Source organism: Clostridium sp. UBA5119 (genome assembly GCF_002414285.1).
Classification (GTDB): domain Bacteria; phylum Bacillota; class Clostridia; order Clostridiales; family Clostridiaceae; genus Clostridium_J; species Clostridium_J sulfidigenes.
Genome location: NZ_DHYX01000068.1, coordinates 23067 through 46037 on the forward strand (window position 1 = coordinate 23067; position 22971 = coordinate 46037).

General features: G+C 30.1%; 20 protein-coding genes. 18 read left to right on the plus strand and 2 right to left on the minus strand.

Annotation, left to right across the window (positions count from 1 at the left end):
• The first annotated feature begins 130 nt into the window (after nucleotides 1-130).
• From B2671_RS10940 to B2671_RS11000, 13 genes are all read left to right on the plus strand, one after another.
• Entirely contained in the window at nucleotides 131-1075 is a 945-nt protein-coding gene (locus tag B2671_RS10940) for an ABC transporter substrate-binding protein (protein WP_346870446.1), read from the plus strand.
• Nucleotides 1062-2054 carry an iron ABC transporter permease gene (locus B2671_RS10945; protein WP_346870447.1) on the plus strand — a complete coding sequence of 331 codons (993 nt, stop codon included), beginning with the start codon at nucleotides 1062-1064 and terminating at the stop codon, nucleotides 2052-2054. The genes B2671_RS10940 and B2671_RS10945 overlap by 14 nt, the downstream gene beginning before the upstream one ends.
• 1 nt (nucleotide 2055) lies before the next feature.
• The gene (locus B2671_RS10950) at nucleotides 2056-3063 is read left to right on the plus strand and encodes an iron ABC transporter permease (RefSeq protein ID WP_346870448.1); all 1008 of its coding nucleotides are present in this window, start codon (nucleotides 2056-2058) and stop codon (nucleotides 3061-3063) included.
• Complete coding sequence (locus tag B2671_RS10955; RefSeq protein ID WP_346870449.1) at nucleotides 3064-3738, plus strand: ABC transporter ATP-binding protein; 675 nt, start codon at nucleotides 3064-3066, stop codon at nucleotides 3736-3738.
• A 1-nt stretch (nucleotide 3739) separates the two neighbouring features.
• The gene (locus B2671_RS10960; protein ID WP_346870450.1) at nucleotides 3740-4960 is read left to right on the plus strand and encodes an MFS transporter; all 1221 of its coding nucleotides are present in this window, start codon (nucleotides 3740-3742) and stop codon (nucleotides 4958-4960) included.
• A 129-nt stretch (nucleotides 4961-5089) separates the two neighbouring features.
• A complete protein-coding gene (locus tag B2671_RS10965) occupies nucleotides 5090-6241 on the plus strand; it encodes a sensor histidine kinase (protein ID WP_346870451.1) in 1152 nt (383 codons plus the stop codon).
• Nucleotides 6242-6243: 2 nt separating this feature from the next.
• On the plus strand, nucleotides 6244-6882 hold the full coding sequence (locus B2671_RS10970) for a response regulator transcription factor (protein ID WP_346870452.1): 639 nt from the start codon (nucleotides 6244-6246) through the stop codon (nucleotides 6880-6882).
• An 85-nt stretch (nucleotides 6883-6967) separates the two neighbouring features.
• Nucleotides 6968-7903, plus strand: a complete 936-nt coding sequence (locus B2671_RS10975) for an ABC transporter ATP-binding protein (protein ID WP_346870453.1) — start codon at nucleotides 6968-6970, stop codon at nucleotides 7901-7903.
• A 12-nt stretch (nucleotides 7904-7915) separates the two neighbouring features.
• Entirely contained in the window at nucleotides 7916-9010 is a 1095-nt protein-coding gene (locus tag B2671_RS10980; RefSeq protein ID WP_346870454.1) for an ABC transporter permease, read from the plus strand.
• Nucleotides 9001-10068, plus strand: coding sequence for an ABC transporter permease (locus B2671_RS10985; RefSeq protein WP_346870455.1), 1068 nt, complete (start codon nucleotides 9001-9003; stop codon nucleotides 10066-10068). Before B2671_RS10980 ends, B2671_RS10985 begins: the two co-directional genes overlap by 10 nt.
• 327 nt (nucleotides 10069-10395) lie before the next feature.
• The gene (locus tag B2671_RS10990) at nucleotides 10396-10818 is read left to right on the plus strand and encodes a fasciclin domain-containing protein (protein WP_414632634.1); all 423 of its coding nucleotides are present in this window, start codon (nucleotides 10396-10398) and stop codon (nucleotides 10816-10818) included.
• Nucleotides 10819-11073: 255 nt separating this feature from the next.
• Nucleotides 11074-12549: a protein adenylyltransferase SelO gene (locus B2671_RS10995; RefSeq protein ID WP_346870457.1), complete on the plus strand. Its 1476-nt coding sequence runs from the start codon at nucleotides 11074-11076 to the stop codon at nucleotides 12547-12549.
• A 248-nt stretch (nucleotides 12550-12797) separates the two neighbouring features.
• Nucleotides 12798-13181: a (deoxy)nucleoside triphosphate pyrophosphohydrolase gene (locus B2671_RS11000; protein ID WP_346870458.1), complete on the plus strand. Its 384-nt coding sequence runs from the start codon at nucleotides 12798-12800 to the stop codon at nucleotides 13179-13181.
• A 46-nt stretch (nucleotides 13182-13227) separates the two neighbouring features.
• Here B2671_RS11000 and B2671_RS11005 read toward each other — a convergent pair whose 3' ends face one another.
• Entirely contained in the window at nucleotides 13228-16203 is a 2976-nt protein-coding gene (locus B2671_RS11005; RefSeq protein ID WP_346870459.1) for a DEAD/DEAH box helicase, read from the minus strand.
• A gap of 220 nt (nucleotides 16204-16423) precedes the next feature.
• On the opposite strand from B2671_RS11005, the gene B2671_RS11010 reads away from it, so the two are divergent.
• The 3 genes from B2671_RS11010 (at nucleotide 16424) to B2671_RS11020 (ending at nucleotide 19099) form a co-directional block, all read left to right on the plus strand.
• On the plus strand, nucleotides 16424-17512 hold the full coding sequence (locus tag B2671_RS11010; RefSeq protein WP_346870460.1) for a radical SAM protein: 1089 nt from the start codon (nucleotides 16424-16426) through the stop codon (nucleotides 17510-17512).
• Between the two features lie 38 nt (nucleotides 17513-17550).
• A complete protein-coding gene (locus tag B2671_RS11015; protein ID WP_346870461.1) occupies nucleotides 17551-18012 on the plus strand; it encodes an 8-oxo-dGTP diphosphatase in 462 nt (153 codons plus the stop codon).
• A 223-nt stretch (nucleotides 18013-18235) separates the two neighbouring features.
• Complete coding sequence (locus B2671_RS11020) at nucleotides 18236-19099, plus strand: DegV family protein (RefSeq protein WP_346870462.1); 864 nt, start codon at nucleotides 18236-18238, stop codon at nucleotides 19097-19099.
• Between the two features lie 178 nt (nucleotides 19100-19277).
• On the opposite strand, the gene B2671_RS11025 is transcribed toward B2671_RS11020, so the two are convergent.
• Complete coding sequence (locus B2671_RS11025) at nucleotides 19278-20549, minus strand: DUF4910 domain-containing protein (protein WP_346870463.1); 1272 nt, start codon at nucleotides 20547-20549, stop codon at nucleotides 19278-19280.
• Between the two features lie 423 nt (nucleotides 20550-20972).
• Between B2671_RS11025 and B2671_RS11030 the strand changes: the two genes are divergently transcribed.
• Nucleotides 20973-21887, plus strand: a complete 915-nt coding sequence (locus B2671_RS11030; protein ID WP_346870464.1) for a hypothetical protein — start codon at nucleotides 20973-20975, stop codon at nucleotides 21885-21887.
• 258 nt (nucleotides 21888-22145) lie between these two features.
• Nucleotides 22146-22958 carry a glutamate 5-kinase gene (gene proB / locus B2671_RS11035; RefSeq protein ID WP_346870465.1) on the plus strand — a complete coding sequence of 271 codons (813 nt, stop codon included), beginning with the start codon at nucleotides 22146-22148 and terminating at the stop codon, nucleotides 22956-22958.
• Nucleotides 22959-22971 lie beyond the last annotated feature (13 nt).

Sequence of the window (22971 nt, forward strand, 5' to 3'; positions counted from 1 at the left end):
TACTCAAGAAAAAATACTTAATATAGATGTATAAATAATTAAATTAGGTGCAAATATTGTTATGATAATGATAATCATATACAATTAGCTTTGTTAATATAAGAATTTAATTATTGAAAGGAAGATATAGATGAAAAGAAAATCAGTATTAAAAACAATTTTAGCTACTTGTATTGCATCAATGATTTTAGTTGGTTGTTCAAACACTTCAACTGTAGAAAAAGAAAGTAAAACTGTTACAGTAACAGACGTTAGAGGAGAAGTTGAAATTCCAGAAAACCCTGAAAGAATAGTTGACTTAAGTGGTAACAGTGACATTTTATCAATTTTAGAATATAAGGTAGTGGGAACTGCGAATAGTGATGCTTATGATTATACAAAATTCCCTACATATTTAGAAGACACACTAAAAGGTGCAACTATATTAGGTTATAGCATGCAAGATACCATGGATGTTGAAGCAATAATGAACTTAGACCCAGACTTAATTGTCATATCAACAGTGCAAGAAAAAATGTATGATCAATTAAGTGAAATTGCTCCAACTGTAATGATTAAATTAGAAGCTTTAAACTGGAAAGAAGATGTTAAGGCTTTAGCAAAGGTATTTAATAAAGAAGAGGCTGCAAATGCTTGGTTAGAAAATTACGATAAAAGGTCAAAAGAAGTTGGAGATAAGATTAAAGAAACTTACGGTGAAGATACAACTTATTTATCCTTCTTAGCTAGTGGTGGTCAGTTCTATGTATTTGATGGAGCAGGTTTTGGTAATGTTTTATATGAAGATTTAGGATTATCTAAACCAGAAGGTATGCCAGAACAAAATGATATAAGTTTACCAGTGGTAACCTATGAAGGGTTAGCGTCAATAAAAGCAGATTATATATTTGTGATTGCAACAGATGAAGACTTAAAAGTACTTGAAGAGAATGAAGTGTGGAATAATTTACCTCAAGTAAAAGAAGGTAAAGTTGTTAAACTAGATTCTTCACCCTACTTCGTACAAGGCTATAGCTCAATAGGTAGACAAGTGCTTTTAGACGAAATAATGGAGATGTTAAATGAAACAAAATAATAAAAATACAATAACTTTTATAGTTTGTAGTATTTTTATTCTAATAATCGGTGTATTCCTAGCTATTAGTCTAGGAGTCACCAATATTGGAATATCAGAAGTTTGGAATAGTATTTTTAATTATAGTGAAACTCTAGAACCTATGCTAATCAGAGATATGCGTATTCCTAGGGCCCTTACAGTGTTACTCACAGGGGGGATTTTGGGAGTGACAGGAGCTATGATTCAAGGAGTCACAAGAAATCCAATAGCAGAGCCGTCCCTTCTTGGAGTAAGTCAAGGGGCAACTATGGTTATAGCTATATTTTATGCTGTTGGGATTACTATAAATACTACAAATGTTATGATAGCTTCATTAATTGGGGCAATCTTTAGTGGAATTATAGTGATGGGATTTACATCAAGAAAATCAAATAATAGATCTATAGCAAAAATACTTTTGGCAGGTACTGCTATGAGTACTTTCTTTATTTCTTTAACAACTATAATAGGACTTTTATCAAATAAATCTCAGTTTATTGCTTTTTGGGTTTCAGGAGGTTTCAGAAATGCAACCTGGGCAGATTTTAATTTAGTTGCAATAGTTGGAATCTTAGGTTTAATAATAGCTATTTTCTTATCAGAGAAAATAAATATTCTAAGCTTAGGGGATGATGTGGCAATTAGCCTTGGTCAAAATCCAGAAAAAATAAGATTAATAACTTTTCTTGTTATGATACCAATGTGTGCAGCGGCCGTGGCTGTTGGTAAAAATATAGCCTTTGTTGGACTTATAGTTCCACAAATAGTAAGAAAAATATTTGGAGAAGATTATAGAAAAAATATACCTTTTTCTTTTTTGTTAGGTGCAATATTATTAATTTATTCCGATATAGCTGCAAGAATGGTGTATAGTCCTTATGAAGCCCCTATTGGAATATTTACAGCCTTAATAGGTGTTCCATTCTTTATCGTTGTAGCAAGAAGGGAGCGAGGTTGATATGAAAAGAAAAAGATCTAAAATAATAGTCCCAATGGTATTTATTTTATTAGTTGCATCTTTAATTATGTATTTATGTTGGGGAACTTATAAAATATCACCTTTAGATAGTATAAAAACTTTATTAGGTCAAGGAACAAAACTTCAAAATGCAGCAATTTTAAGTCTTAGACTCCCTAGAATGTTAGTAGGAATTTCTGTTGGTATTGCTTTATCTACAGCAGGAGCACTGTTGCAGACTATAACAAAAAATGATCTGGCAGATTCGGGAATAATTGGTATTAATGCTGGAGCAGCAGTGGCAGCAGTTATATTTGTTTCATTAAAAACTGTAAATTACTATAGTACACTGGGCCCTTTATCTGTATATGTATTACCTTTTATGGCTATTATAGGGGCAGGAATTTCGGCCACTATAATTTACCTATTATCAAGTAGAAATGGAGTTAAACCAAAGAGATTACTACTTATAGGACTTGGACTAAATGCAGGTTTAAATGCTTTTATTACCTTCTTTACTTTTAGAGGTGGAGTTGGCGATTACAATAGAGTACTAATTTGGACCTCTGGAAGCCTTTGGGGAGCAGGATGGAACTATGCAAAAGTAATTATTCCCTTAGTTACTTTAATGTTTATGGTTGTATTATTGGATTATAAAAAGTTAGATGCTCTTAATTTATCTGATGAACATGCAATTTCTCTTGGTTTAAACTTAAATAGGGAAAGAAAGAAGTTTTTATCCTATGCAGTTATTCTTGCTGGTGGAGCTACAGCTTTTGCAGGAAATGTAGGGTTTATTGGATTAATATCTCCTCATATAGCAAGAAAGTTAGTTGGTCCCTATCATAAAAATTTCCTATGGGTATCTGCAATTATAAGTATAGTAATAGTTTTATTTGCTGATGCAGTTTCAAGAAACTTATTTTCTCCAATTGAAATACCTGTAGGAATTACAATCTCAATATTTGGAGTACCATATTTTATTTATTTAATGATGAAGGAGAAATAAATGGAAGCTATTAGTGTAAAAAAATTATCAGTAGCCTATGAAGATAATCTCATAATAGATGATATGAATCTTTCTATTCCAAGAGGGAAGATAAGCATTATTATAGGGGCAAACGGATGCGGAAAATCAACTCTGCTAAAAACAATAGCAAGGGTAATAAAACCTAAAAATGGAGATATCTTTATAAATGGAAAAGATATAAAAATGCAAAAAGAGAAGTATATAGCAACACAAGTGGCTTTTCTACCTCAAGGACCGGTGTGTCCAAGTGGAATTACTGTAAAAGAATTAGTTGCTTTCGGAAGATTTCCACATCNNAGACAAAGGGCTTGGATTGCAATGACATTAGCACAAGAAACAGACATAATTATGCTAGATGAGCCAACAACTTATTTGGATATGTCTTATCAGCTTGAAGTACTACAGGTGTTAGAGAAATTAAATAAAGAAAAAAATATTACTATTATCATGGTATTACATGAGTTAAACAACGCTTGTAGATTTGCAAGTAATATTATCGGACTTAAAAAAGGTAAGATTATTTGTGAAGGTACTCCTATGGAAGCTATAACTAAAGAAAACTTAAAAGAGATTTATGGAATTCATGGTAAGTTGCAATTAAGTGAAAATAAAAATTACCCTATATGCATAGATTATGAACTTATAGGGGGATAAAATGAAAAACAAAAACTTTACTATAGTGGTTATTGGACAGATAATATCTTTATTTGGAAATGCAATTCAAAGATTTTGTATGTCCTTATATATTTTGGATTTAACAGGAAGTGCCGCTATTTTTTCAAGGATATTGGCAATTTCAACTATTCCATACATATTATTTGCACCTATTGCAGGACTATTAGCTGATACAGTAAATAGAAAAAAGATAATGGTTTACCTTGATTTTTTCAGTGCTGGGTTGATGGCTATATATTCAATAATATTGATAAGTGGAAGAGATAATATCATAATAGTAGGAAGCGTTATGTTCATGCTATCTACTATTTATACCTTATATAGTCCTTCTGTTACAGCTTGTATTCCGCAAATAGTTGAAAAGGATAAACTAGCTACAGCTAATGGAATAATTCAACAAGTTGGTGCTATAGTAAATTTACTAGGACCTATAGTCGCAGGTTTATTATATAGTTTTATTGAGATAAAAACAATTGTAATAATAAATGCTATCAGCTTTTTACTTTCAGCTATTATAGAGTTATTTTTGGAAATTCCAAATTTGCAGTTAAAGGAAAAAATAAAAACCCCTATTTTACAATCTTTTAATGAAATGAAAAAGAGTTTTATTTATCTAAAAGAAAAAAAGAAAGTTGTCTTAGGAATTATAGTTTTTTATGGGTTAACTAATATCTTTGTAGTACCAATTCTAAGTGTTGTATCTCCTTATTTTATTAAAATAAAATTGAATATGTCTTCAGCTATATATGGTTTTGTAGAAGGAATATTTGTTTTAGGAATGATACTAGGAGGGTTACTAATAACATTTAGACCTAGAATGTTTAAAATGAAAGACATGCATAAAACTATGTATCCTATGGTAGTAGCTATTGTAATTATAGGGATTTCAACTTATTTAACTAGATCAAATAAATTTATTGTTTTAGGACTTTATTCTATAGGTGGTCTTGGAATAATGTTATCACTAGCTTTATCTAATATTATATCTTTAACCTATATTCAACAAGAAATAAAAGAAGATATGCTAGGAAAGGTAAGTGCTTTTTCTACTGCTATTGCAACAGCAAGTATTGCACCTGGTCAATTAATATATGGACAACTTATAGACATTAACTTAAGCATTTATAATATCCTATTATTAACTTTAACTCTAAGTATAGGAGTAGTTTGGTTTATAAAATGGAATGTTAGGAAATTTTAAGATAAGGAATCTTCCTAGGGTGTTTATATATAAGGTTAACAAAACATAATCATATAAAAGATACACTAGTAATTTTATGTGATTTAGGCTTAAATAAATATATAGAGAAATATATATTAGGAGAGCGTTATGGTAAAGAGTAAAGAATTATTGTTAATGAGATATATATCATTTTGTATATTAACCTTTCAACTATTTATACAATTAGGAAATAAGAGCATAGTAAGTTTAGTTTTTCTTCTATTATTTATTATAAATAATCATTTGAGAATGTTTTATTTAGAGAAAGAGAGAAGTGTTATTCTTTCAATAATAATAGAGCTAGCATTTATACCATTGGCACAACTGAACTTTGGAGGAACTATTATTTTTTACTTAATAGGGGTATCCATAGATTTATTCCCGTTGAAAAGTAAGATAGTTAAGTATGGATTAGGGTTTATAATTTTATTTTTTGGAATTTATCCGAAGTTTAGCGGGCCTATTGAAGATGTCATTGTTAATTTTGTTTTACTTGGAATCTTCTTTATTCTTTTAAGTTATATATCTAGACTTTTTAGTACAAAGGTGGAAGCACAGCAGCTTTATGATAAGCTTAGAGTTTCAGATGAAAAACTTATAGAAGCTAATAAGGAGCTTGAAGGGTATGTAGAATCTATTGAGGAATTAACCTTATTAAAGGAAAGAAATAGAATATCAAGGGAAATTCATGATAGCGTTGGACATACTTTATCTACTGCTATGATTCAGTTATCTGCTATGGAAGCTATTGCGGAGAAGGAAAATAGTTCTATGAAGGATATGATAGGAAATTTAAGGGCTTTTATTAGTGAAAGTTTTCAAGATGTGAAGAGAGCTGTAAGGGAGTTAAAGCCTGATGAATATGATAGTTATCAAGGAATTTTAAGGCTTCAGGAGGTATGTAAAAACTTTGAGAGAATGTCTGGAGTGGAAGTTAAGGTCATTATATCAAAGGGTGATTGGAATTTATCAACTAAGCAGATTAATCATTTATATAGAATGATTCAAGAGATCTTATCAAATTCTTTAAAGCATGGTAAAGCAACTATGATTAAGGTTATTATGAATTTTACAGAAGATGAATTTGTAATATCCTTTAGTGACAATGGAGTGGGAACAGATAAAATTGTGGAAAGCGGACTTGGACTTAAAAGTATAAGAGAAAGAGTAGCGGAAATAGAGGGTATAGTTCATATGAAGTCTAGCAAAGACAATGGTTTTTTTGTTAAGGTTATAGTTCCAAGGGAAGTGGAGGTGTAGGAATGGAGAAGATTAAACTTTTAATTGTAGATGATGAGAAATTAATAAGAGAAGGCTTGAAAGTAATGCTTTCAGTTTATGAGGATATTGAAGTTGTTGGGATAGCTGAAAATGGTTATAAGGCTTTGGAAGTTTGCAAAACCACTGATGTTGATGTTGTTCTTATGGATATAAGAATGAAAACTTGTGATGGGGTTATGGGGACAAGACTTATTAAGGAACAATATACAAAGATAAAGGTTATAATTCTTACCACCTTTAAGGATAAGAAGTATATAAGAGAAGCCATGAGGTATGGAGCTTTTGGTTATATGCTTAAGGATAGTTCTCATGATGTAATTTATGAAGGTATAAAGATGGCTTATAAAGGTAATATGGTAGTTCATCCTGATGTGGCCATAGAAATGATGGGAAGTAATGGAGTAATAAAAAATAATATAGATAAGTATGGACTTTTGGAGAAAGAGCTTAAGATAATAGAAGCAATAGCTAAAGGTTTAACTAATAAAGAGATTTCAGAAGCGTTGTTTTTATCAGAAGGAACAATAAAAAATAATATTACAAATATACTATCAAAGCTGAAGCTTAGAGATAGGACGCAGATTGCAATTTTTGCTTTTAAAAATGGAATAGTGACTTAAGTCATTTATATAGTGACTTTAAGTTATGGTCATCCCCCTGGAAATATCTTATTATAATAGTAAGATAAGTCTAGGGGGTAATTTTATGTGTATTATAGAAGTAAAAAATATTAGTAAAAGATTTAATGATAAGTTAGTTTTAGATAATATTAGCTATAAAGTAAAAGAAGGGGAGATATTTGGCTTTATTGGACCTAATGGAGCAGGTAAGTCAACTTTAATAAATATTATGACAAGCTTATTAACACCAGATAGTGGGACTATTGAAATATGTGGATATGATATTTTAAGGGATCCAATTAAGGCAAAGGAATGTATGGGATATGTTCCACAGGAGTTAGCTCTAATGGAGGACCTTAACGCCTATGATAATTTAGAGTTCTTTGGAGCTTTATATGGACTAAAGGGGAAGCTTTTGAAGGAAAGAATAGCAGAGGCCCTTAAAGTAACTGGATTAGAGGAAACTAAAAAGCAAAAGGTTAAGAAGTTTTCAGGTGGAATGAAAAGAAGACTAAATATTGCAGTATCAATTCTACACCATCCAAAGGTTTTAATATTGGATGAGCCTACCGTTGGTGTAGATCCACAATCAAGAAACCATATATTTTCTTTCATAAAAAATATATGTAAGGAGTGGGGTACTACAGTAATTTATACTTCTCATTATATGGAGGAAATCGAGGAGCTTTGCAAGAGAGTATTTATAATTGATTTAGGCAAGGAAGTATCCTATGGGGATAGAGAAGAGATTAAGGCTTCAGTTTTCTCCAACAATAAGGTGATTATTGAAACTCAAGAGATAAGTGGAGAAACAATAATTAAGTTAAAGGATTTAGAGGGAATCGATAAGGTATCAGATAAGGATAATGTACTTACTTTAACTATTGATTCAAAGTTTAAGCTGGCTAGTGTGCTTTCATTATTAGAAAAAGAAACCGTTAATATAAAGAAGATTAGCTATGAAGAGGCAAAGCTTGAAGATGTATTTTTATCATTAACAGGAAAAACTTTAAGAGATTAGGGGGAAGATAATATGAAGGCATTATATTATGTAAAAACTACCCTTAAGGGTATGTTTGCAAATGGCGTAGTTACCATAGCATATTTTATTTTATTTCCTATTTTACTTGCATGTTTTATGGCATTTTTTCATAATTTAAATGATGAAAATCCATTAAGGCTTAAGGCATTAAATGTTCAAATTGTAGATGAAGACAACACCGAAAATTCAAAAAAACTTATAGAACTTCTAGTCAGTAAAGATTTTAAAGAGGTTGTAAATATAGTAGATAAAAACCCAGATGTAGAATTAATAATAAAAGAAGGATATGAGAAAAATGTTTTATCTTTAAATAAGGGAGATATAATTATTAATAAAAAAGTAGAAGGCATGGGAATGTCCACTGACACCTTAAAGGTAATATTAGATAGATATCATCAAAATTTATATGTATCTATGGCTGGTGGAGATATGGAGAATTTAAATAGAATTATGGAATCATCTATAGTTGAAGATATTACAATAGATACTGTAAAAACCAATAATCCCTATGAAAAGATATCAGCATCTATGATTGGGTTTGTAGTTACCATGCTTATATTTACTATGATTCAAGGTGGTTATGCAGATATTAGCGTGAATTTAGATAAAAGAATTAATGCAACTCCTATTACAAAATTACAATATCTTTTTTACGATACTATAGCTTTGATAGTATATGTGTTTATAATAATCAGTGGATATGTAATTTTCTTTAGAGTAGCTGGATTAAGTTTTAAAGGGAATATTTTAGATTTAATATTATTAATATTAATGGGAACTATGCTAGTAGTATCTATGTCTAAAAGTATATCTACTATATTTGGTCCTAAGTATGGAAAAATAATAGGGACTATAATATTTACCTTACCCCTAATAAGTGGAGAGATATTTTCAGGTGAAGGGAATAAATTTGCGTTACTAACACCAACACATTATTTAAATAATGCATTTAATTTATATAATTTAAATGGAAATTTAGAAGGCTGTGGTAAATGGATATTAATTATAATTGCAATGTCAATTATTATATACTCTGCAGCAATAATTAAAGCAGTAATTCAGGGGAGGAAAAAGGTATGCGCTTAATAAGATTAGTATTAATTAATATGAAAAGACAATTAAAAAGTCCATTTATGTTACTAATGACCTTGATATTTCCTGTTGTTATGATTTTAGTTATAAATGGTGGTGGTTTAAGCCACGGATCAGGAAGCATAGGGATTATAGATAAAAGTAATTCAGATCACTCTACTGAGGTTATTGAGAAATTGAGTAAAGAATATTCAATAAATACACTAGAGGGTCAGGTAGAAGATAATTTCGATTTGCTTAGAGAAAATAAATTAGGAGCAATTTATGTTATAGAAGATAACTTTCAAGATTTATTAGATAATGGAGAGCTTCCTAAAATTCAGTGTTATAGAACAGAAGCTTCCAGTGGCTCAATAATGGCAGAAGATATTATAACAAACTATGTATCTGGAGTTGTTGAGGAAGAAGTAAGTGAAGGGCTAAGCACAAATTCTACTACTGCAGTTATTGTAGATGAAGAAGTAGATAGTAAAGAGGACTATAAGATGACTGTATTAATGCTATGTTATTTTATGATGATAGGTGGGTCCGTTATTGCTGGAGAAATAATTAAGCTTAGAGAGCAAAAGGTATTAAAAAGAACCATAGCAACTAGTAATTCAGATATAACTATTTTAGGTAGTTTATTTATTTCATCCTTTATAATTCAAGGAGTTTTAAGTTGCTCAGCTTTTATAATATTAACAATGGTATTAAAGCTTCCTAACAACAATATTCCTCAAGGAATACTAATCATATTTCTAAGTAGCTTAGTTACAACATCCATTATTGTAGCAGTAACAAGATGGATTAGAAATGTAACCTTAGCGAGTCTATCTACAGTCGTTTTTGGAATAGCTGCCTTTGGTATGGGGATTTTTGGATCAGAAATAGATTCATTTGAAAATGTTCCAGAAATAATAAGTAGAATCAGTGTAATATCACCATTTACATGGCTACTCAGAATAATAAATACAGGGGAAATTATTGTTCCTATCTTAATTATATTTTTAATGTCTATTATGTTATTTACAGCAGGTAGCTTTAGGTTGAGGGAGTTTGTTAAAGAATAATGTAGATTTAAAATTAGTAGCTTTCAATTTAGATTGGGGCTACTATTTTTTTATGTGAATTTATTTCAGAGAAATATTAATTAAGTACGTATATATTTATTTAGAATAATCTAGATTTTTAATGGGCAAACTTAAATGGAATAAAAGTTACAAATTTTAAAAGAGGGTGTAAAAACTTTACACTAACTCAAATAGTAAAGGAGAATGATTATGAAAAGAAAAATTAAAATTATTGTAGCGTTAGTAATGATGGTATTTATTATTCAAATGCCTTTAGTGGCAAGTGCACAGAGTATTTTACATATTCAAAGTGATACCATGAAAGAAATGGCGGAACCAAAGGACATAGTGGATATAGCTATAAGTGATGGCAGATTTAAAACTTTAACAGCAGCTTTAGAGGCAGCCGGATTAGTGAATACCCTAAAGAGTGAAGGTCCATTTACAGTGTTTGCACCTACAGATGACGCATTTTCAAAACTTCCAGCAGGAAAAATTGATGAGCTATTAAGACCAGAAAATAAAAATGTGCTTACAGATATTCTAACTTATCATGTTTTCAAAGGTAAAGCTACTGCTGCAGATGTTGCTAAATTAAATGGTAAGGAAATAACCATGGCAAATGGAAAGAATGCTAAAATAGAGATTAAGGGTGATTCAGTATATATTGATGGAGCAAAAGTTATAATTACTGATATTATGGCTAAAAATGGAGTTATACATGTAATTGATACTGTAATGATGCCTTAGTAGATGGATTATACAAACAGTTTAAATTAAGGTAAAAGATGCTAATCATCTTAGGATGAAGCATCTTTTTTGCTTTTATTTCATATTAAGATTGATAGATTTAATTTGATATTTCAATAGTAAACAAAGACATAAGTATTTAATGAATAACATATTAGAATAAATAATTATTAAAAGTATAAACTAAAAAGAGGTTAGTTATTATAGAAGTTTATATCTATAATTTATATAAAACGAAGAAGAAAAGGAGATACAATGAAAGAAGGAAAAGCATTAATAGATACAGGATTCAACTTGGAAAACAGTTATGCTGGACTTCCAGAAAAATTTTTTGCAATGCAAAGACCAAGTCATGTACCATCACCTAAACTAGTTATGCTAAATTATCCACTAATAAAATCTTTAGGATTGAATGCTGAAGCATTACAAAGCATTGATGGAGTGGATATATTTGCAGGGAATAAGGTTCTGGAAGGAGCTATGCCTCTTGCTCAGGCATATGCAGGACATCAATTCGGCCATTTCACCATGTTAGGTGATGGGAGAGCTGTTCTCGTAGGTGAGCATATTACTCCCCTAGGTGAGAGAGTTGATATTCAGCTTAAGGGTTCAGGTAGAACTCCATATTCACGAGGAGGTGATGGAAAAGCATCACTAGGTCCAATGCTGAGGGAATATATCATAAGTGAAGCAATGAATGCACTAGGTATTCCTACTACTCGTAGTTTAGCTGTGGTTACAACTGGTGAGTCAATAATGAGAGAAACACAGTTACCTGGTGCAATTCTCACTCGTGTAGCAGCTAGTCATATTCGTGTTGGTACATTTCAATACGCATCAAAATGGGGTACCATTGAAGAACTTAGAGCTTTAGCTGATTATACTTTGCAAAGACATTTTCAAGAAGTAAAGGGTAAAGAAAATCCATATCTTTTATTACTTCAGCAAGTAATTAGGAAGCAGGCTGAGCTTATTGCAAAATGGCAGTTAGTTGGGTTTATTCATGGTGTAATGAATACTGATAATGTAACAATTAGTGGAGAAACAATTGATTATGGGCCATGTGCTTTTATGGATACCTATGATCCTTCTACTGTATTTAGTTCTATTGATATTCAGGGTAGATATGCTTATGGTAATCAACCTAATATTGGTGCATGGGATCTTGCCAGATTTGCGGAGGCTCTGTTACCATTGTTACACACTGATGAGAATGAGGCATTAAGGCTAGCACAAAAAGAAGTTTCACATTTTGCTGATTTGTATAAGAATAATTGGATTAGAGGAATGAGAGCAAAACTTGGAATTTTTAATGAAGAAGTTGCTGATGAAGCTTTAGTTGAGGAACTTTTAAGTATTATGCAAAAGTATGGTGCAGATTATACCAATACCTTCCGTGTATTGACTAATGGAAAGATAGAGGATAATGTACTCTTTGGTAAAGAGGAATTTGATAAATGGTATAAGCTATGGCAGGAGAGGTTAACGAGACAAGAAGAATCGGAAATTTCTTCAAGGGAGCTTATGGAGAGAAGTAATCCAGCGGTAATTCCACGTAACCATAGGGTAGAAGAAGCACTAGAAGCTGCGGTAAATCAAGGAGATTATAGTGTTATGGAGAGATTATTAGATGCTCTCTCAAAACCATATGATCACTCTAGAGAACTAGATTATTACACTATATTGCCGGAACCATCAGCTTGTCAATATAGAACCTATTGTGGAACTTAATATAAAAATAGCTAGTAAAATTAATTTGGTTTTACTAGCTATTTTTATTGACTTTAATCCTAGACAAAAGTTTAGAATAATATTAATTAAAAGAAATAGAGGATGAGCATTATTCACATATTGATTTTTTAGAAAATGAATTTAAAAAATATAATAAAAAGGTACAGTATAGAAAAATAGATGAACTTAATTATATAATAAAAGTAGATTAGTATTTACAAAAAACCATAGTAAAAGAGGGGGAACATATGAAGACAATAGAAGTAGTAGCAGCAGTAATAAAACATAATGACAGAATATTTATTACACGTAGAGGATACGGTGACTTTGTTGATATGTGGGAATTTCCTGGAGGGAAAATAGAAATTGGTGAATCAAAAGAAGAAGCACTTATTCGTGAGATAAAGGAAGAATTAGAATTAGATAGAAAAATATCAGATTTTTTAACCACAGTGGAGTATGATTATCCTAGTTTTCATCTTATTATGCATTGTTTTATTTGCCAAATTTCTGGTGGAAAATTAAATCTAAATGCTCATAATGATGCTAAGTGGATTACCTTTCATGAATTAGATGGTGAAAAGTGGATTCCAGCGGATATTTTAGTTATTGATGCTCTGAAGAATATGTAAGAAAAGGGACTTAGCAAATTAAATTACTTTGCTAAGTCATTTTACTTTATGAAGTAATGTATTCATAAATATCTTCTCTTACAGGAGTAATCAATTGATATTTAATCTCTACAGCTGTTTTATTAGTATTTTTCATAATGAATTGGACAGGTATTCCTACAGCTTTAATTTTCCCAAGGAAGTAAAATTCTTTTGAAATTTTATCATCCTTATTTTTTCTAAGGAATAAGCTCATTTCAACACCGGTTTCTTCAGCTTTATAAGCTTGTACAATATCATCAGAAGTTATTGTTCTACTTGACTTTGATATAGCAATTAACTGGGACGGAGATAGAAATCTATCTTCATAGTTAATAGTATCAGTAATATCTTCAGATTTCTCGTAGTTGATAAATACAGGGTAAGTTTTAGTAGTTTTATCATATTTATATCCACCAATATTAAGTGCAACTTCACCTTTTTCCCACTGAAGTAATCTACAAACATCCTCATAGGTATATTTTTGATATAACTGAAAACTAGTATTCATATAACTTTTACTGTAGAATTTCTTATATCTTTCTATTCCAAAATGAATTAACTCCTTAATTATATATTTAAAATCCCTATTTTCAAGATGGTTCTTAAAGGATTTAGAAATTCTATAATCAGAATCTAACGCTTCTAAGAAAACACACTTTTCATAAGTTTTTTTACCAGAGCCAGTGGGGAATTCATTTGTAAGAACGTTAACTACATTAGTTTCAGTGGTAGCTTTAAAATCTATATTATAATCATCTTTTAGCTCTTTTTTTAGTCTATGAATTAGATTAGTTTCATGGTTAATAGCAAGCTTAAGCATAAGCAGTTCATGAATTCTTTTACCGGAAGCTAGCTTTTTAGAGATGAATTCAATAAATAATTCTTCAGACTCATTAAGTTCTATAGCATAGTCCTTCTCATATTTTTTTAAGAATTTATAATATGAACCCAAGCTTTTATTATCAAATATTCTTAAAGGATCAATAGATTCATAGGTATCAAAATCTGTTAAACTTGGTATTCTACCAATCTTTTGCTTAAGATTATTATAACTTTCTTTAATTAGCTTAATATCATTAAAGTTAGCTTTATCAATGGATTCAAATATTTTCTTTTTAGATATTTCATCAAAATTAATAGTGGAGCAACCAGGTATTATTCTTGTTCCTTCCATAACATATTTTCTAATGGAATCCTTGTTAAAGGTTCTATCTCCAGATAAGGCAATAGGAATTAAAAAATTGCTGTTATAGTTTCCTATAAAGTCTATAATAACAACATACTCTTTAAACTTATGTTTTCTAAGACCTCTACCTAATTGTTGAACGAAAATTATAGCTGACTTAGTTGGCCTTAACATAACAACTTGATTAACAGCAGGTATATCTACACCTTCATTAAATATATCAACTGTGAAAATATAATCTAGAGAATTATTTAATTCTTCTTGCTCTAAACGTTGAATTGCTGCTTCTCTTTCATCCTGAGTATTTTCTCCGGTTAAGGCTACTGTTTTATAACCGCGAGTATTAAATATATTTGAAAGTTGAATGGCTTCATTTTTATCACTACAGAATATTAACCCCTGTACTCTTTCACCACAATATCCATAAAAATTAATTTTATCAATGATATGATTAACTCTTTCTTCAGCTACTAAAGCTCTAAAGTCTGATTTTTCCTCTAACTCCACGCCATTAACACTAATATCAGATACACCAAAATAATGGAATGGACAAAGTAAATCTTCTTCTAAGGCCTGTTGAAGACGTATTTCATAGGCAATGTTGTAGTTAAACATTTTAAAAATATCAAAGTCATCACTTCTTTCAGGGGTAGCTGTCATGCCAAGTAAAAATTTAGGATTAAAATATTCAACTATCTTTTGATAACTATTAGCTCCTGCCTTATGAACTTCATCGATGATAATATAATCAAATTCATCTTTGCTAAAACTTTGAAGTACCTCATCCTTTGATAGTGTTTGGACTGTACAAAAGATAAAGTCTTTATTAATTTCCTTTCGGTTTCCAGAGAGAATTCCCATGCTTCGAGTATCACCAAATACATTTTGAAAGCTATTTAAACCTTGATTGGCTATTTGTTCTCTATGTACTATAAATAGAGCTTTTTTAGGATTATAATTTCTTAACTCAAAAGCAGATAGATAAGTTTTTCCAGTACCAGTAGCAGAAATTAAGAGAGCCTTATCTGCACCATTTTCCCTGAGCTTATTTAATCCTTGAATAGCAGCTACCTGCATTTTATTTGGCTTAAGCTTATATTGTGCTAGCCTTGGAATGTTACTTTTTCTTGCGTATTCAATTTGCTTTTTATAAATATCTTCATAGGTTTCTATCCAATTTAAAGTTAAGTCATCAGCATCCTTCCAAAGCTCCTGAAATTCATCAATTATATTTTCAGTTAAGGAACCTGCCTCTAAAGAAGAAATTTTTAAATTCCATTCCTTATTTTTTGTTAATGCCGATTGAGTTAAATTCGAACTTCCTACAATTAATTTATAATGATCTTCATATTTAAATATATATCCTTTAGTATGAAAGTTTTCTTTGCTATATAACTTAATTTCAATATTTGAAAATTCAAGTAGCTTCCTTAATGCTTTAGGCTCACTGAAATTCAGATAATCTGTAGTTAAAATTTTACCCTTAACACCTTTTTTATTTAAGTATTTTAAGGTTTCTAGTAATGGGGTTATGCCACTGCTTGTAATAAAGGCAACGGATATAAAAAACTCTTTACATTTAGTTAATTCAGAGATTATTTCATTTAAAACCTTGCTACCTTTTGAATGGTCATTTACTATTAACTTTGGTGTTAAAGCTAAATTTGAATGGATTAAGCTATTTACTAAACCAGTTTCACTAGCTTTAATAATTTCATCTTTAATTAAATTTTTATCATTTGTATCCATATCAATAGTCTTAAAGTTAATACTTACTGGTGTATTAACTATGTCTGTTTTAGTTATAGTACTCATATTTACCTCACAATTAAATTATCATAGTTAAAGTGTAAATAATTTCATTAATTCTTATACTATAACATAATTATATGATAGGGATTTTACTATATAATGATATAATGTATTTAAATAGAATTTACCATACTAAAAGTAAGGTGAACTGTGAATATTATAGAATACTTGATATTGATATAAGGTAAATTAAATAAAAAATTTATAGGGAGATGGCATTAAAATGGGTACAAAGTTTAGTTTAGTTAACTATTTAAATGAAGGGGTAGAAAGTATTGTGAAGGGTGCAATGAAGGCTTCTTTTCAAAACCCTAAAGAATCAAAGTTCATTATGAAATATATTGTAGAAAGCAAAAAAGCAGCTAAAAGAAGAAAAAACTTTGAAGAGAAAGGACAACATATTCCACCTTTCCTAATCTCAAGCATCACTAGTAGCTGTAATCTCTTTTGTAAAGGGTGTTATGCAAGAGCAAATAATTCCTGTGGTGAAAAATCAAATAAAGAACAAATGACAAGTGATCAATGGGAAGATATATTTAAACAGGGGAAAGAACTTGGAATTTCTTTTATATTACTAGCTGGTGGAGAACCTTTAATGAGAAAGGATGTTATAGAAAAAGCATCTCAAATTAAAGAAATTATTTTTCCTATATTCACAAATGGGACTATCCTTGATGAAGAATATATTAAGCTATTGGATGCTAATAGAAATCTTGTGCCTGTTATTAGTATTGAAGGTGATGAGAACAAAACTGATGCTAGACGTGGTAAAGGAACCTATGAACTTCTCATAAATAAAATAGATTCACTTAAATCTAAAGGAATATTATATGGAGCTTCTATAACTGTTACCACAGAAAATATCTATAATGTGGCTAGTAAAGAGTTTATAGCAGAATTATATAACAGAGGTTGCAAGTTAGTAATTTTTGTAGAATATGTACCAGTAGTTGCTTCAACTAAAGATTTAGCACCAACTGATAAAGAAAGGAACTATCTTGAAAGTGAACAAGCTCGTCTTAGAGAAATTTATGAAGATATGATTTTTATTTCTTTTCCAGGCGATGAAAAACATTCAGGGGGGTGTCTTGCTGCTGGAAGAGGTTTCTTTCATATTAACACAAGTGGAGGAGTAGAGCCATGTCCATTTTCACCTTTTTCAGATACAAGTTTAAAAAATTCTAGCTTGTTAGATGCATTACAATCACCTTTATTTAAAAAATTAAGTGCAGCAGAAATGCTTGTTGGTGAACATAAGGGTGGATGTGTACTGTTTGAAAAAGAAGAAGAAGTAAAAAAGCTTCTGGTATAAAATAAAAAAATATAAATTGCATTTAAGAGGTGTAATATATGGAGAATGTAGAACTAACAAATATGGTTATGATAATGGATAAATTAAATAATAAAGTTCTTGTTCAAAACCGCATTAAAGGAAATTGGACTGGCATAGCTTTTCCAGGGGGACATGTAGAAAAGGGTGAGTCTATTGTAGATTCAGCCATCAGAGAAGTTAATGAGGAAACTGGCCTAGTAGTAAATAATTTAGAAATTTGCGGTGTTAAAGATTGGTATAGGGCAGAAGATAATAAAAGGTATATGGTTTTTCTTTTTAAAACTCATTCATACCAGGGAGATTTAATAGAGCATGGTGAAGAAGGGCATGTATTTTGGAATGATATAGATAAACTTCATTTATTAAATCTTGCCCATGGATTTGATAGGATGGTTAAAATAATGTTAGAGGATAGACTTAATGAGTATTTTATTACAGAGAATCAACAAAAATCTCATTGGGAGCATATGCTAAAGTAAATATAAGTCAATTATAAGATTTAAGATTTTATGTTTCGCTTATTTTGAATGTTTCTGGATTATTGTGTGTAAAATATAAGTAATATAAATATCTAAGTTCTTAGTAGAATTTCTAGGAATATGCGAATAAATTACTAATAGAACTTTATCTTAGAAATTTAACAAAGCTTTTTCAGTCAATTATACAAATGAAAAATGTTATGAATTTTATGGAGGTAAACTTGTGAAAAAAATAATTATTTTAGCAGAGAGTGGAGCAGATATTCCATTAGATTTAGCCACATTACATAATATTCAGGTTATCCCCATGCACGTGATAATGGGAGACTCATCTTATTTAGATGGTTCAATACCTGTAACAGAAGTCTATGATTATTATAAAAAAACTAAAAAAATACCATCCACTTCAGCAACTAATCCAGAAGAATTTCATATTTTGTTTAAAAAAATAAAAGATGAAAATCCAGGTTGTATTATTCTTCATATTGGATATACATCTAAAGCCTCTTGTGCTTACCAAAATGGACTTATTGCTTCAGAAGGAATGGAAGATATTTATCATGTTGATTCTTTAAATGTCACTGGTGGTCAAGGAGCAATTGTTTTAAGAGCAGCTGAAATCATAGAAAAACATCCAAATATAATGATAACTAATTTAATTGAAGAAATTCAGGATTACGTGGCAAGAGCCAGGGTATCTTTTATCCCTGGTGATCTTGCATATCTGAGAGCTGGAGGGCGTGTATCCAATGCTGCATACTTGGGAGGAACTTTACTACTAATAAAACCCCTCATTGAAATTGTAGATGGAAAGTTAATTTCAACACAAAAGTTTCGTGGGAAAATGGTTAGTGTTGCTGATAAGTATATAAAAGAATATATTAAGAGATACAATTTTGATAAAGAACAATTATATCTTATTTATTCTTTGGGTCTTGATGAATCTATAAAACATAACATGGAGGGAATTGCTAAAGAAGAGGGATTTAGAAAGATTATATGGATTCAAGCAGGATGTGTAATTACATCTCATAGTGGTCCAGGAGCTATTGGAATAGCAGGATTTGAAAAGGTTAGTTCTAAATAAAAATAAGGCTTTATAACATTAATTTTTTAATTTTATAGAGCCTTACTTTATTAGAGAAAGGTATCCACTCCAATTACATTGGCTTGTTCATTATTATCCATAGGAATAATAGTACATTAGAAATATTATGTTACTTAAGTTCTTTTTTATATAAGATTTAAGATTTTATTTTTATTTATTATTTTGAGAATCTTTCTGGATTATTACCAATTTCATTACATAAAGATGTGATTACGTTGCATGTATTAGATAAGTTTTCTTTATTGATCTTATCAGCGGTATCTTTATCTGTATGGTAGTCAACAAATGGGCCATATTCAAAATATGCCACTGGTATACCAGCTGCTTCAAAAGCTACATGATCACTTCTATTACTTTCATCTCTTCTATTATCATATTGGAAGTTATTCATACAACTTACTGCTAAATCTGCAGTTAAGGAATCTTTAGAGCTATCCATTGTGTAAACACATAAGTTATCACCGATACCAACCATATCAGCATTTATCATTGCAATAGTATTTTGTAAATCATCACTATTTAAAGATTGAACATAATAATTTGAGCCCACTAAACCTATTTCTTCAGCACCAAATGCAATAAATTTAATATTACAATCAAGGTTTTTCTTGGATAAAATCCTTGCTGATTCCATTACAGTAGAAATACCTGAAGCATTGTCATTTGCAGCTGGGGTATCTACTCCATCATAGTGAGCTCCAACTATTAAGGTTTTAGCATCTTTCTTTTTAGATTTTAATGTTGCAATAATATTTTTTGATTTACTATCTATACACTGACTATCAACCTTTAGTGTGGCTTTAAGGCCTTTTTTTGAGGTTATTATGGTTGAATTAAGATATTCTGCATCAGCTTTAGATATTGTAACAGCTGGTATTTTTGTAGGTTCAACTAGGGTAGCGGATAGAGGTTCTTCACTATTAGGATCAAAAAATATAACACCTACAGCACCCATTGCAGTAGCTCTTTCAGTTTTATTTTTAAATGTATCACCACCACGTTGAATAATAACAAGTTTATCTTTTACTTTAGCTTTTTCCAGATCGGTTTGTGTTCCCATATATCCATTAACAACTTCTGAAATTAAACCGTCCTTTGGAGTCTCTTTACTAAAGGTTAAAGCCTTAGATTCAACCAATTTACTTTCAGGTATATCTATTTTTACTTCTACATCATTACATTTAAATGCTGTTACAGGAAATTCTTGTTCATCAACACTAAGTCCCATGTCTTTAAACTCTTTAGAAATATATGATGCTGCATCCTTTTCTCCATCAAACCCTGTTATTCTAGCATCATCCTTTGCTGAAAGTTTCTCTATAGTGCTATATATCCTATCTGCAGAAATATCCTTTGAAAAATCTTTGAATTTTATGCTAGTTATATCACTTAAGCTAGAGGACTTGTCTTTAACACCATTACAACCCACAAGTGATGTTATAACAATTAAAGAGCAACATATACATATTATTTTTTTGTGCCTTTCAAAATTAATCCCTCCCCAAAATTATTAGTAAGTATAACCTTTGTTTTAATCTTAAAATAGATAAAATTTTATACTCCTTTCATTTATAAATAAATAATAATTGTAATGTATTTAGTACAATTCAATATATACTATTTGTAAATTATATGAATATATTAACACTTAATTACATTTGATTCTAGTAATAAATTAAGCACACTAACACTTTTTATGAACTTTATCTATTAAAGATTTTAATAGATAAAGTTTATCCTAAATATTAGAAATAATGTTATAATATTAGTACGATTATTAACAAAAATAAAAATAAATTATTATGAAGTGGTGGAATGAAAGAGCTATTAAATAAAATTTGTGAGGTGTACTATGGAAAAGTTAAAGATGAGCCAATTTAAAAATATAGAGGAGCATGTATTTAGTAATGGTAGAGATATTGAAAAAGTAAAATGGAATTATATTTTTAATAAGGGCAGTAAAGAGGATATAGTATCAGAACTAATAAAATATCAAAATGAGGATGGTGGTTTTGGAAAGGGATTAGAAGCTGATATGCTATTACCATCATCAACAAGCATAGCATCTACTGAGGCCATTTTTATTGCATATGATTATGACCTTAATTGTGAGAAGCCTTGGTTTGGAAATTTATTAAATTATTTTGAAAAAACCATTGAAGATACGCCATCATTCTGGGAGAAGGTTCCAAAGGAAGTTGAGAACTTTCCCCGTGCACCATGGTGGATATATGCTCCAGATACAAAATTTACTCCTAACCCTTGTGCTGTTGTTGCTTCAGCTTTTATCAAGTATGGTAATGCTGTTCAAAAGGAGATAGGTAATAAAATTGCAGCTAGATGTATAGAGTTTTTAAATAGTAATGAAGAGTGTTCTGACCATGATTGCTATTGCCTACAAAGGCTATTTATAGTTTTAAAAGAACTAAATTCAAATTTAATTAGTGATGTAACTATAAGGTCTATGGAAAGAAGAATATTAGACTGTCTTTGTATAGATGAAGGTAAATGGATGGAGTATGTATCACAACCTTTAGATTTAGTAACTTCACCTGAGTCACAATGGTATAAATTAGTTGAAGCCTTTATAGAAAAGAATTTTTCTTTTTGGATTAATACCTTAAAGGAAGAAGGTTTTTGGCAACCTAATTTTTCTTGGGGAGTAGATAGTGAAGTAGCTAGAAATGTTACTAGAATTTGGACTTGCTACATAGCTGTGAAAAGAGCCATGATTTTCAAAGCTTTTGGGCTAATAAATCTATATTAATTTTAATTTAATATGTAAATAAGTTTTCAATTTTATGGTGGTGTCTCGCCTCCACCATTAAACCCACGATAATACAGAAATGTGTTGTGGTGGGTTATTTTATGTACAGGATATATTCTTAGGTTTGCTATGTATTGGGAATTATTTCTAATAGATTGTAGAGTGGGGTAGTATTAATAAACTCATATTTTTATGATAATATTATTACAAGCTTATTAAAAGATAAAATTTATGAAGGAAACTTAAGAGGAGATAAAAATGAAATATCGCGAAAATATTAAAAATTCAAGAAGAATAATTATAAAAATTGGTACTTCAACCTTAACCTATGACAATGGAAACATAAACTTAAGAAGAATTGAAAAAATAGCCATGGCAATATCTGATTTAATAAATAGTGGTAAAGAAATAATCCTTGTAACATCTGGATCAATAGGTGTTGGAGTAAGTAAAATGAACTTAAAGGAAAGACCAAAAACTATTAGAGAAAAGCAGGCAGCAGCATCTGTAGGGCAAGTAGCACTTATGAATATTTATAGTAAACTATTTGGAGAATATGGCTATTCAGTAGGTCAAATACTTTTAACAAGAGACATTATAGAATGTGAAAGAAGTAGAAATAATGTTGTAAATACTTTTGAAACCTTACTAGAAAGCGGAATAATTCCAATAGTAAATGAAAATGATAGTGTATCTATAGATGAAATTGAAAACATATCTAGATTTGGAGATAATGACAATCTAGCAGCAATAGTTTCTACTATTGTGAATGCAAATCTTTTAATAATACTATCAGATATTGATGGTTTCTATGACTCTAATCCAAGAACAAATAAGGATGCAAAGCTTATAAAAGAAGTTAAATATATAACGGAAGAAGTACTAAATTTTGCAGAAGGTGCAGGAAGTAATTTAGGTACAGGTGGCATGGAAACTAAAATACATGCAGCGAAGCTTGTAACTGATAATGGTACAAATATGATATTAGCAAATGGAAAAGACCCAAGTAAACTTATTGATATATTAAATGGAGACGATGTAGGAACTTTATTTCTGGGAAAAGAAAGATAAACAAAATATGAAG

Excerpts from the sequence above, each read along its gene's own strand:
- B2671_RS10940 (WP_346870446.1), top strand. The coding sequence starts at position 131 with ATGAAAAGAAAATCAGTATTAAAAACAATTTTAGCTACTTGTATTGCA.
- B2671_RS10945 (WP_346870447.1), top strand. The coding sequence starts at position 1,062 with ATGAAACAAAATAATAAAAATACAATAACTTTTATAGTTTGTAGTATT.
- B2671_RS10950 (WP_346870448.1), top strand. The coding sequence starts at position 2,056 with ATGAAAAGAAAAAGATCTAAAATAATAGTCCCAATGGTATTTATTTTA.
- B2671_RS10960 (WP_346870450.1), top strand. The coding sequence starts at position 3,740 with ATGAAAAACAAAAACTTTACTATAGTGGTTATTGGACAGATAATATCT.
- B2671_RS10965 (WP_346870451.1), top strand. The coding sequence starts at position 5,090 with ATGGTAAAGAGTAAAGAATTATTGTTAATGAGATATATATCATTTTGT.
- B2671_RS10970 (WP_346870452.1), top strand. The coding sequence starts at position 6,244 with ATGGAGAAGATTAAACTTTTAATTGTAGATGATGAGAAATTAATAAGA.
- B2671_RS10975 (WP_346870453.1), top strand. The coding sequence starts at position 6,968 with ATGTGTATTATAGAAGTAAAAAATATTAGTAAAAGATTTAATGATAAG.
- B2671_RS10980 (WP_346870454.1), top strand. The coding sequence starts at position 7,916 with ATGAAGGCATTATATTATGTAAAAACTACCCTTAAGGGTATGTTTGCA.
- B2671_RS10985 (WP_346870455.1), top strand. The coding sequence starts at position 9,001 with ATGCGCTTAATAAGATTAGTATTAATTAATATGAAAAGACAATTAAAA.
- B2671_RS10990 (WP_414632634.1), top strand. The coding sequence starts at position 10,396 with ATGGCGGAACCAAAGGACATAGTGGATATAGCTATAAGTGATGGCAGA.
- B2671_RS10995 (WP_346870457.1), top strand. The coding sequence starts at position 11,074 with ATGAAAGAAGGAAAAGCATTAATAGATACAGGATTCAACTTGGAAAAC.
- B2671_RS11000 (WP_346870458.1), top strand. The coding sequence starts at position 12,798 with ATGAAGACAATAGAAGTAGTAGCAGCAGTAATAAAACATAATGACAGA.
- B2671_RS11005 (WP_346870459.1), bottom strand. The coding sequence starts at position 16,203 with ATGAGTACTATAACTAAAACAGACATAGTTAATACACCAGTAAGTATT.
- B2671_RS11010 (WP_346870460.1), top strand. The coding sequence starts at position 16,424 with ATGGGTACAAAGTTTAGTTTAGTTAACTATTTAAATGAAGGGGTAGAA.
- B2671_RS11015 (WP_346870461.1), top strand. The coding sequence starts at position 17,551 with ATGGAGAATGTAGAACTAACAAATATGGTTATGATAATGGATAAATTA.
- B2671_RS11030 (WP_346870464.1), top strand. The coding sequence starts at position 20,973 with ATGGAAAAGTTAAAGATGAGCCAATTTAAAAATATAGAGGAGCATGTA.
- proB (WP_346870465.1), top strand. The coding sequence starts at position 22,146 with ATGAAATATCGCGAAAATATTAAAAATTCAAGAAGAATAATTATAAAA.